This is a genomic window from Pseudomonas sp. 1L-C-7-B-C1 (genome assembly GCF_057291635.1).
Genome location: NZ_JBXAWH010000001.1, coordinates 416,233 through 426,799 on the forward strand (window position 1 = coordinate 416,233; position 10,567 = coordinate 426,799).

Below are 10,567 nucleotides of genomic sequence, written 5' to 3' on the forward strand. Positions count from 1 at the left end.
TCCAGTACACACAAAAAACGGATATGCACGCTATCAATCGACAATCCATAAAAAAGGCCACCCGAAGGTGGCCTGAAAACATCAAAAACTAGGAAGAAGAGACTGTTTACACCGCCGCAACGGGGCGCATGTAAGAGATCGGTGCGGTGCTGGCATCTTCGAAGGTCACAACTTCCCAAGCGTCTTCCTGAGCGATCAACGCACGCAGCAAACGATTGTTCAGACCGTGTCCCGACTTGAAGCCCTGATACTCGCCGATCAGACTGTTGCCCAACAGATACAGGTCACCAATGGCATCCAGAATCTTGTGCTTCACGAACTCGTCTTCATAACGAAGACCGTCTTCGTTCAACACGCCGTCCTTGTCCACGACGATCGCGTTTTCAACGCTGCCGCCCAGAGCCAGGTTGTGCTTACGCAGATACTCGATGTCTTTCATGAAACCGAATGTCCGCGCACGGCTTACTTCTTTAACAAACGAAGTGCTGGAAAAATCCACGCAAGCGGTTTGAGTGCGGTTCTTCAGATAAGGGTGATCGAAATCGATCTCGAACCCCACTTTGAACCCTTCAAACGGTAAGAACTTGGCGGACTTGCCGTCTTCTTCTACGCACACTTCTTTAAGTATGCGGATGAATTTCTTCGGTGCGTCCTGTTCTTCCAGGCCAGCCGATTGAATCAGGAATACGAAGGGACCTGCGCTGCCATCCATGATTGGAACTTCGGAGGCAGAAAGCTCAACGTAGGCGTTATCGATGCCAAGGCCGGCCATGGCCGACAGCAAGTGCTCGACCGTATCGACCTTTACGTCGCCATTGAACAGCGTCGTGGAAAGCGTGGTGTCACCCACATTCAACGCGTGAGCGTTGATCTGGACCACCGGCTCAAGGTCGGTACGGAAAAACACAATGCCAGCGTTCACAGGCGCTGGTTTGAGGGTCAGGTAAACCTTCTCCCCAGAGTGCAGGCCGATACCTGTGGCACGGATAATATTTTTCAGGGTGCGTTGTTTAATCATGGCATTGGCCGCTTCAGCGCGTATCGCGAATTAGTATCAACAAAGGCTGGCGATGATAGCAGACCCCGCCTTTGCTGAACACCAATCACCCTTATACCCCTGATAGAACCCATTAATCAGCCTGACGACGCAGGAACGCTGGAATGTCCAGGTAATCCAGATCATCTTGCGGGTTCATCTTCGCTGCGGCTGTTGCGCCCGCGTGTGCCTGATTGCGCATCACGGTTGGACGGTCCAGATCGCGGTAGTTGACCGAAGGCAGCTCCTGGCGTGCGGCGTGTTGCTGCGCAGGGGCGGCTTGAGCGGTCTGCATGGTGTTGTCGATGACCTTCACAGGCTTCTCGATTTTTGCACCCAGGCCGGTGGCAACCACAGTCACGTGCAGCTCGTCGCGCATGTCCGGATCGATAACGGTACCGACCTTGACCATCGCGTGCTCGGAGGCGAACGCTTCGATGATGCTACCCACGTCGGAGTACTCACCCAGAGACAGGTCAGGACCGGCAGTGATGTTGACCAGAATGCCGCGAGCACCTTGCAGGTTCACGTCTTCCAGCAACGGGTTGCGGATAGCAGCTTCGGTGGCTTCACGCGCACGGTTCGGACCGCTGGCGCAGCCGGTGCCCATCATCGCCATGCCCATTTCGGACATCACGGTGCGTACGTCAGCGAAGTCGACGTTGATCATGCCCGGACGCTTGATGATGTCGGAGATACCGCGAACGGCACCGGCCAGTACATCGTCAGCCTTGGCGAAAGCCGACAGCAGGCTGGCGTCTTTACCGAGGATGGTCAGCAGTTTCTCGTTGGGAATGGTGATCAACGAGTCGACGCTTTCGGACAGCGCGCGGATGCCTTCATCGGCGATCTGCATGCGCTTGCGGCCTTCGAACGGGAACGGACGCGTCACGACCGCAACGGTCAGAATGCCCATTTCCTTGGCCACTTCGGCAATGATCGGCGCAGCACCGGTACCGGTACCGCCGCCCATGCCAGTGGTGATGAAGACCATGTTGGTGCCTTGCAGCACTTCAGCGATACGCTCGCGGTCTTCCAGTGCAGCCTGACGGCCGACTTCAGGATTCGCACCTGCGCCCAGGCCTTTGGTCACGCCGGTACCCAATTGCAGAATGGTACGTGCGCCAATGTTTTTCAGTGCCTGAGCATCGGTGTTGGCGCAGATGAACTCGACGCCTTCGATGTTGCTCTTGACCATGTGATTGACTGCGTTGCCGCCGCCACCACCAACGCCGATAACTTTAATTACCGGGCTTTGTGGGATGTTGTCTACGAGCTCGAACATGTTCCCTCTCCTTCACTTCTCTAGTTTTATGTCGCCTGTTGCCTGCCTACCGCTTTTTGAATCTTAGAAATTCCCCTGAACCCAGCGCTTCAGACGCTCTAACACTGGGGCCTTCGGTTCATCGCTATAACTGCTACCGGAGCCGGACAGGCCGGACAGCGAGATGCCGTCAGACTGCTTTTGCAGTCCGTACAGCAACAGGCCGACGCCGGTTGAGTAGATCGGGTTGCGAACAACGTCCGCGAGCCCTTTGACGCTGTGCGGCACGCCGAGGCGGACCGGCATGTGGAAGATCTCTTCGGCCAGTTCGACCGCGCCTTCCATTTTCGAGGTGCCACCGGTCAGCACGATGCCGGCCGGGATCAGGTCTTCGTAGCCGCTGCGACGCAGTTCGGCCTGAATCAGGGTGAACAGCTCGTCATAGCGCGGCTCGACCACTTCGGCGAGGGCCTGACGGGACAGTTCACGAGGCGGACGGTCGCCGACGCTTGGCACTTTGATGGTCTCGCCGGCACCGGCCAGTTTGGCCAGGGCGCAGGCGTAACGGATCTTGATCTCTTCGGCGTACTGGGTCGGTGTACGCAGCGCCATGGCGATGTCGTTGGTGACCTGGTCGCCAGCAATGGGGATCACGGCGGTGTGGCGGATCGCGCCTTCGGTGAAGATCGCGATGTCGGTGGTGCCGCCGCCGATGTCCACCAGGCACACGCCCAGTTCTTTCTCGTCGTCGGTCAGCACCGAGTAAGCCGAGGCCAGTTGCTCAAGGATGATGTCGTCGACTTCGAGGCCGCAGCGACGCACGCATTTTTCGATGTTCTGCGCCGCGTTCACCGCGCAGGTCACCACGTGAACCTTGGCTTCCAGACGCACGCCCGACATGCCCAGTGGCTCGCGAACGCCTTCCTGGTTATCGATGACGTAGTCCTGCGGCAACGTGTGCAGCACGCGCTGGTCAGCCGGGATCGCCACGGCCTGGGCAGCGTCGAGCACGCGTTCAAGGTCGGCAGAGCTCACTTCGCGGTCGCGAATCGCCACGATGCCGTGGGAGTTCAGGCTGCGAATGTGGTTGCCCGCCACGCCGACGAACGCCGAGTGGATCCGGCAACCGGCCATCAACTGCGCTTCTTCTACGGCGCGCTGGATCGATTGCACGGTGGATTCGATATTCACCACCACGCCTTTCTTCAGACCGCGGGACGGGTGAGTGCCGATACCGACGATTTCCAGCGTGCCATCAGCCGCGACTTCGCCTACCAGCGCCACCACCTTGGAGGTGCCAATATCCAATCCGACGATCATTTTGCCGCTTTGCACGTTTGCCATGGGTCCTGCCTCTTATCAATTCTTCGCGACGGCGGGTTTGTCCGTCGTTGGCGCTGCTGCCTGCTCGCGCCAACCAACGGCTAGGCCGTTGTTGTAACGAAGGTCGACTCGCGCAATGTTCGTGATCTGGTCTTTCAGTGTCTTGTCGTAGATGGCGATAAAGCGGCGCATCTTTTCAAGCAGGTTGCCTCGTCCCAGCAGCAGCTCCAGGCCAGGGCCTGCATTGCCTGCGCCGGTGGTCAGAAACCAACTGCCTCGCTCGCGCAGTTCCAGGCGAGCAATGGAGAACCCCAACGGGCGCAACATCTGGCTCAGCACCTGGTACTGCTGCATCACCTGCTGTTGAGCCCGTTGAGGCCCGAACAACTGCGGAAGGTGTTCGTAGTTGGCCAGTTCACGCGGAGTGAATGCCTGACCCTGGTTGTTCAGCAGGGATTGATCGCCCCAGCGTGCAACCGGTAATTGCTCTTCCAGACGGATCACTACCTGATCCGGCCAGACGCGGCGGACCTCGGCGTGGGCAATCCACGGCATTTGCTCAAGCTCGGTGCGCATGCCGGCCAAGTCGATGTTGAAGAAGCTGGTCGCCACGAACGGTGCGATCCGCTGCTGCACGGCCTGCTGACTGATGTAGCTCAGGTCGCCCTGCACGTTGATCCGCGAGATCGGCCGGTCGGCGTAAGGCAGCAGGCGTTGGGCGGCTTCGTACGTACCGAAGCCAAACACCACCAGCAGCACTGGCCACATCAGGCTGCGCAGGAAACCGAAGTTCGGTCGCGACATGCGCGACGACATGGGCTCCTTGGCAACCATGCGGCTGGCACCCCGCGGCACCGGCTTGTTGCGGCCGGTAGCGGATTGCTGATGACGAACCGTTGCGCCGTGCATGATCTACCCTTCCACCTGGACGCTGTCGGCCAGAATCGCTAACACCAACTGTTGGAAATCGAGCCCGGCCGCACGTGCAGCCATGGGCACAAGACTGTGATCGGTCATGCCGGGCACGGTGTTCACTTCCAGCAACCAGAATTTGCCGTCGGCGTCCTGCATGACATCGGTGCGCGCCCAGCCGGCAATGCCGACCGCTTCACAGGCCCGAGCCGTGAGTGCCTTGAGTTCATCTTCTTTGGCTGCATTGAGGCCGCACGGAATCCGGTACTGGGTATCGGAAGCGAGGTATTTGGCGTCGTAGTCGTAAAAACTGTGGGGAGTACCCAGACCGATGGGAGGCAACACCTGCCCACGCAGAGAGGCGATGGTGAACTCCGGACCTTCAATCCATTGTTCAACCAACACTTGCGAATCGTAGGTACTGGCGGTATTCCAGGCGGCGATCAATTCGTCGACGCCGGTCACCTTGGCCATACCGATACTGGAACCTTCATGGGCGGGTTTGACGATTAAAGGAAAGCCCAGTTCCGTTGCCGCAGAAATACAATCCGCCTCGCTGCTCAGCACAGCGTGACGGGGTGTCGGCAAGCCGAGACTCTGCCAGACCTGCTTGGTGCGCAGCTTGTCCATCGCCAGCGCCGACGCGAGCACGCCGCTGCCGGTGTAAGGGATTTCCAGGCACTCCAGCAGACCCTGCATGGTGCCGTCTTCGCCACCGCGACCGTGCAGCACGATGAACGCGCGGTCGATTGTTTCGCTGACCAGCCGCTGCAGGAAATCCTCGCCCACGTCGATACCGAACGCATCGACGCCTGCGCTTTGCAGGGCTTCAAGCACTGCGCTGCCGGATTTCAGGGACACCTCCCGCTCTGCGCTCTTGCCGCCAAACAGCACGGCGACGCGCCCGAAGCGTTTCGGCTCCAGCGTCGAGAACAGGGCGGACTGCAGGGCGGCTGTCATTTCAGCTTACCTTCGGTTGAGGCCACGATGGCGCCGGTGAACAGCGGGCTTTTCAGCAATTGCGGTGCGAGACCGCCGATGTCGCCGGCGCCCTGGCACAGCAGAATGTCGCCGGCGCGCAGCAGCGGTTTGACCAGCGGGGCCAGTTCGACGCCACGCTCGATGTAGATCGGATCAAGCTGACCGCGCTGACGAATGCTGTGGGCCAGCTGACGGCTGTCCGCGCCCGGAATCGGTTCTTCCCCGGCGGGATAGACTTCCATCAGCAGCAGCACATTGGCCTCGTTAAGCACCTGCACGAAATCGTCGTACAGATCGCGAGTGCGGCTGTAGCGGTGCGGCTGGTAGACCATGACCAGACGACGGTCCGGCCAGCCACCGCGCACGGCATTGATGACGGCAGCCACTTCACGCGGGTGGTGACCGTAGTCGTCGACCAGCATCACGTTGCCGCCTTCCACCGGCAGCTCGCCGTAGACCTGGAAACGACGACCGACACCCTGGAAGCCCGACAGCCCCTGAACGATGGCTTCGTCAGAGACACCTTCGTCAGTGGCGATGGCAATGGTTGCCAGCGAGTTCAGCACGTTGTGCTTGCCCGGCATGTTGACCGACACGTCCAGCGGCTCGCGGTCACGACGTAGTACGGTGAAGTGTGTGTGCATGCCGTCCTGACGCACGTTGATCGCGCGCACGTCTGCGGCGTCATCGAAGCCGTAGGTCATGATTGGACGCTTGACCGAAGGCAGGATGTCGCGCACCACCGGATCGTCGATGCAAACCACGGCCAGACCGTAGAACGGCAGGTTGTGCAGGAATTCGACGAAGGTCTTCTTCAGTTTGTTGAAGTCGCCTTCGTAGGTCGCCATGTGGTCGGCGTCGATGTTGGTGACCACGGCCACCAGCGGCTGCAGGTGCAGGAAGCTCGCATCGCTTTCGTCGGCTTCGGCGATCAGATAACGGCTGGTGCCGAGCTGCGCGTTGGTGCCGGCAGCGTTCAGACGCCCGCCGATCACGAAGGTCGGATCAAGGCCACCGGCCGCGAACACCGAGGCGATCAGGCTGGTGGTCGTGGTTTTGCCGTGGGTACCGGCGACCGCAATGCCATGGCGATAGCGCATCAGCTCGGCCAGCATTTCAGCGCGCGGCACCACAGGAATGCGACGCTCAAGGGCGGTCGCCACTTCCGGGTTGGAGGTGTTCACAGCGCTGGAGACCACCAGCACGTCAGCTGTCGAAGCGTTTTCTGCCCGATGGCCGATGAAGATCTGCGCGCCAAACGATTCGAGACGCTCGGTCACCGGTGAAGCCTTGAGGTCGGAACCGGACACGTCATAGCCCAGGTTCAGCAACACTTCGGCGATACCGCACATGCCCACGCCGCCAATGCCCACGAAGTGGATACGACGGATGCGGCGCATTTCCGGCTGTGGCATGGCGCGTTGATTCTCAACCATGGGCCACCTCCAGGCAGATGTCGACGACGGTGTTGGTGGCATCAGGCTTGGCCAATTGGCGAGCGGTGACGGCCATGCGGTTCAATTGTTCGGGTTGCATCAAAACCTCTTTCAGGCGAGCGGCCATTTCGGCGGCGCCAGTTGTCGCTTGCGGCATGACGAAGGCAGCGCCCTCGCGAGCCAGATAGTCGGCGTTGCGCGACTGGTGATCGTCGATCGCGTGTGGCAAAGGCACCAGCAACGACGGCAGCCCGGCAGCAGCCAGTTCACTGACGGTCAGCGCACCTGCGCGGCAGACCACCAGATCCGCCCAGCCATAGGCTTGGGCCATGTCTTTGATGAAAGGGGCGACCTGCGCCTCGACACCGGCGGCGCGGTAACGCTCGGCGGTCACTTCATCGTGATGCTTGCCGGCCTGGTGAAACACTTCAGGGCGGATGTCGGCAGGCACTTGCGCCAGGGCTTCCGGCAGCAATTTGTTCAGCGGCTCGGCGCCCAGGCTTCCGCCCAGCACCAGCAAACGAGGCCGGCGACCGATCAGGGTCTGGCGCGGCGTCTCGAAAAACAGCTCGGCGCGCACCGGATTACCCGTGGTGCGACGCTTGGCCGATGCAGCAAAGGTCTGCGGGAACGCTTCACACACCCGCACGGCGAAGGACGCCAGGCTGCGATTGGCCGTCCCCGCGACGGCGTTCTGCTCATGGATGATCAGCGGCACGCCGGCGAGCTTCGCCGCCAGACCACCAGGGCCTGTCACATAACCACCGAAGCCTACGACGCAGACCGGCTTCAACTCGCCCATGATCCTGCGCGCCTGCAACAACGCCTTGATCAACATGAACGGCGCCTTGAGCAACGACAGCCGACCCTTGCCACGCAAACCGGTGACGTTGATCAAGTGCAGCTTCAAACCAGCCGCGGGCACCAGCTCGTTTTCTATACCGCGCGGCGTGCCCAGCCAATGCACGGTGTAACCGCGGGCCTGGAACTCACGGGCGCACGCCAGCGCCGGGAACACGTGTCCGCCGGTGCCGCCCGCCATGATCAAAACGTTACCGACGGCCATGGGTCGGCTCCTCGGCAAAGTCGCTTTCCTGGAACTCGGCTTCTTCACTGCCCATGTTGTTGCGCGATTCCCATTCGATGCGCAGCAACAGCCCCAGACTCGCGCAGCAGATGATCAACGAACTACCGCCGTAGCTGAGGAATGGCAGGGTCAGGCCCTTGGTCGGCAACAAACCAACGTTCACGCCGATGTTGATCAGGAACTGACCAATCCACAGGAAGGCCAGGCCGTAGGCGGTGTACGCGGCGAAAAACTGCTTGGCGCGCTCGGCCCACATGCCGATGTACATCGCACGGATACTCACGAACACAAACAGCCCGACCGTGGCCAGCGAACCCACCACGCCCAGCTCTTCGGCGAGTACCGAGAACACGAAGTCAGTGTGTGCTTCCGGCAGGTAGAACTGCTTCTGCACACTGTTGCCCAAGCCGACGCCGAACCATTCACCGCGCCCGAAGGCGATCAGCGCCTGGGTCAGCTGGTAGCCGGAACCGAACTGATCGGACCACGGGTCAGTGAAGGTAATCAGACGCGCCATCCGGTACGGCTGGGCCTGAACCAGCACGAACACCGCACCGACCGCCAAAGCCACCATAAGACTGAAACGGAATAGGCCCACGCCGCCGAGGAACAGCATCGCCGCCGCCGCGCCCATCATCACGACCGTGGCGCCGAAGTCCGGCTCCATCAGCAGCAGACCCGCCATCGGCAGCAACACGATGAACGGCTTGAAGAAGCCCATCCAGCTCTCGCGCACCTCCTGCTGGCGACGAATCAGGTAACCGGCAAGGAAGATCACCACGAAGACTTTGGCGATTTCCGACGGCTGCACGTTGAACATGCCGAAGCCGATCCAGCGCATCGAACCGTTCACCTCACGCCCGATGCCGGGCACGATCACCGCGATCAGCAGACCGAACGCGCCAATCAGCATCAGCCATCCCAGGCGCTGCCAGGTAGCAACCGGCACCATCATGGTCGCGACGCAGGCGATCAGGCCCAGCACCAGATAGATCAGGTGACGGGTCATCATGTACAGCGCGTTGCCCGACTGCACGGCGGCCACTTCCGAGGACGCGGAAGTGATCATCACCAGGCCCAGGCCCAGCAACGCGAGGCAGCCGGCGAGCATCGGGAAATCGACGTCTACGCCACGGCCGCTGATGATCGGCGACGGGTACGGCTTGATCACGCCAAAAATCATGACAAGTCCCCCACGGCCCGGGCGAACAGTTGTCCGCGCTCTTCGAAATTCTTGAACATGTCCAGGCTTGCGCAGGCGGGCGACAGCAATACGGCGTCCCCTTCCTGAGCGATATCAGCAGCACGTTGCACGGCTTCTTCCAATGTAGTGACGCGTACCAGAGGCACCGAATCGCCGAAGGTCGCGGCGAGCAAATCCGCATCCCGGCCCAGCAGGACCACGGCGCGGCAATGGGCGGCAACCGGGGCTTTCAGCGGGGTGAAATCCGCGCCCTTGCCATCGCCGCCGGCAATCAGCACCAGCTTGCCGTCGATGTCGGCGCCAAGGCCTTCGATCGCTGCCAGCGCCGCACCGACGTTGGTCGCTTTGGAGTCGTCGTAGTAATTCACGCCGTTGAGCTCACGCAGCCACTGGCAGCGATGAACGAGACCTGCAAATGTCTTGAGGCTGGCAAGCATGGCGTCGAACGGCAGACCCACCGCATGACCCAGCGCCAGCGCAGCAAGGGCGTTGGCCTGATTGTGGCCGCCACGGATTTTCAGCTCGCGGACCGGCAGCAGGTTGTCGAACTGGAAGGCCAGATATTTCTCGCCGTTCTCTTCGCGCAAGCCGAAGCCGTTTCTGTCGGGCTTGTTCAAACCGAAGGTCCAGCACGGCACGCCTTCACCGATCAAAGGGCGGGTCAGCGCGTCCTGACGATTGACCACCACCTGCCGCGCGCCACGGAAAATCCGGTGCTTGGCCAGGTGATAAGCCGGCAGGCCGGTGTAGCGGTCCATGTGGTCTTCGCTGATGTTCAGCACGGTCGCCACTTCAGCGCCGAGCTGATCGGTGGTTTCCAGCTGGAAGCTCGACAGCTCCATTACATACAGCTCCACGTCATCGCTGAGCAGATCCAGCGCCGGCGTGCCGAGATTGCCGCCCACAGCAACACGCTTGCCCGCTGCCGCAGCCATCTCGCCCACCAGCGTGGTGACCGTGCTTTTCGCGTTCGATCCGCTGATGGCCACGATCGGCGCCTTGGCATTGCGAGCGAACAGCTCGATGTCGCCGGACAGCTTCACGCCGCGCATGGCCGCTTGCTGCAGGGCCGGGGTTGCCAGCGCCAGGCCGGGGCTGACATACAGCTCATCGGCGCGGCACAGGAATTCAACGTCCAGCGCACCACAGCGCACTTCGACCTGCGGGTAATCACGGCGCAACGTCGCGAGTTCTGGCGGATGCTCCCGCGTATCGGCGACAGCAAACGACACGCCCCGGTTCGCCAGGAAGCGAACCAGGGACATGCCGCTCTTGCCGAGGCCGACAACGATGCGGAAGTGGTCAGAAGCGATCAGTGACACTC

9 protein-coding genes are annotated in these 10,567 nt (G+C 61.1%); all 9 read right to left on the reverse strand.

Annotation, left to right across the window (positions count from 1 at the left end; genetic code table 11):
• Positions 1-106 precede the first annotated feature (106 nt).
• The 9 genes from lpxC to murD all read right to left on the reverse strand — a co-directional run bounded on the left by lpxC (position 107) and on the right by murD (position 10,565).
• Positions 107-1,018 carry a UDP-3-O-acyl-N-acetylglucosamine deacetylase gene (gene lpxC / locus AC0Z8Z_RS01850; protein WP_065992158.1) on the reverse strand — a complete coding sequence of 304 codons (912 nt, stop codon included), beginning with the start codon at positions 1,016-1,018 and terminating at the stop codon, positions 107-109.
• A gap of 112 nt (positions 1,019-1,130) precedes the next feature.
• A complete protein-coding gene (gene ftsZ, locus AC0Z8Z_RS01855) occupies positions 1,131-2,321 on the reverse strand; it encodes a cell division protein FtsZ (protein WP_074884474.1) in 1,191 nt (396 codons plus the stop codon).
• Between the two features lie 63 nt (positions 2,322-2,384).
• Positions 2,385-3,644, reverse strand: coding sequence for a cell division protein FtsA (gene ftsA / locus AC0Z8Z_RS01860; RefSeq protein WP_037014678.1), 1,260 nt, complete (start codon positions 3,642-3,644; stop codon positions 2,385-2,387).
• Positions 3,645-3,659: 15 nt separating this feature from the next.
• Positions 3,660-4,532 (reverse strand): cell division protein FtsQ/DivIB, encoded by an 873-nt coding sequence (locus tag AC0Z8Z_RS01865; protein WP_065992154.1) that lies wholly within the window; start codon positions 4,530-4,532, stop codon positions 3,660-3,662.
• A gap of 3 nt (positions 4,533-4,535) precedes the next feature.
• A complete protein-coding gene (locus AC0Z8Z_RS01870) occupies positions 4,536-5,495 on the reverse strand; it encodes a D-alanine--D-alanine ligase (RefSeq protein WP_485617601.1) in 960 nt (319 codons plus the stop codon).
• On the reverse strand, positions 5,492-6,952 hold the full coding sequence (murC, locus tag AC0Z8Z_RS01875) for a UDP-N-acetylmuramate--L-alanine ligase (protein WP_133772215.1): 1,461 nt from the start codon (positions 6,950-6,952) through the stop codon (positions 5,492-5,494). The genes AC0Z8Z_RS01870 and murC overlap by 4 nt, the downstream gene beginning before the upstream one ends.
• Positions 6,945-8,018 (reverse strand): undecaprenyldiphospho-muramoylpentapeptide beta-N-acetylglucosaminyltransferase, encoded by a 1,074-nt coding sequence (gene murG, locus AC0Z8Z_RS01880; protein ID WP_485617603.1) that lies wholly within the window; start codon positions 8,016-8,018, stop codon positions 6,945-6,947. Before murG ends, murC begins: the two co-directional genes overlap by 8 nt.
• The gene (gene ftsW, locus AC0Z8Z_RS01885) at positions 8,005-9,222 is read right to left on the reverse strand and encodes a putative lipid II flippase FtsW (RefSeq protein WP_037014687.1); all 1,218 of its coding nucleotides are present in this window, start codon (positions 9,220-9,222) and stop codon (positions 8,005-8,007) included. Before ftsW ends, murG begins: the two co-directional genes overlap by 14 nt.
• The gene (gene murD, locus AC0Z8Z_RS01890; protein WP_122622480.1) at positions 9,219-10,565 is read right to left on the reverse strand and encodes a UDP-N-acetylmuramoyl-L-alanine--D-glutamate ligase; all 1,347 of its coding nucleotides are present in this window, start codon (positions 10,563-10,565) and stop codon (positions 9,219-9,221) included. Before murD ends, ftsW begins: the two co-directional genes overlap by 4 nt.
• Between the last annotated feature and the right edge of the window lie 2 nt (positions 10,566-10,567).

Bases quoted from the DNA above. Each gene is read 5' to 3' on its own strand.
- lpxC (WP_065992158.1), bottom strand. From the start codon at position 1,018: ATGATTAAACAACGCACCCTGAAAAATATTATCCGTGCCACAGGTATC.
- ftsZ (WP_074884474.1), bottom strand. From the start codon at position 2,321: ATGTTCGAGCTCGTAGACAACATCCCACAAAGCCCGGTAATTAAAGTT.
- ftsA (WP_037014678.1), bottom strand. From the start codon at position 3,644: ATGGCAAACGTGCAAAGCGGCAAAATGATCGTCGGATTGGATATTGGC.
- AC0Z8Z_RS01865 (WP_065992154.1), bottom strand. From the start codon at position 4,532: ATGCACGGCGCAACGGTTCGTCATCAGCAATCCGCTACCGGCCGCAAC.
- AC0Z8Z_RS01870 (WP_485617601.1), bottom strand. From the start codon at position 5,495: ATGACAGCCGCCCTGCAGTCCGCCCTGTTCTCGACGCTGGAGCCGAAA.
- murC (WP_133772215.1), bottom strand. From the start codon at position 6,952: ATGGTTGAGAATCAACGCGCCATGCCACAGCCGGAAATGCGCCGCATC.
- murG (WP_485617603.1), bottom strand. From the start codon at position 8,018: ATGGCCGTCGGTAACGTTTTGATCATGGCGGGCGGCACCGGCGGACAC.
- ftsW (WP_037014687.1), bottom strand. From the start codon at position 9,222: ATGATTTTTGGCGTGATCAAGCCGTACCCGTCGCCGATCATCAGCGGC.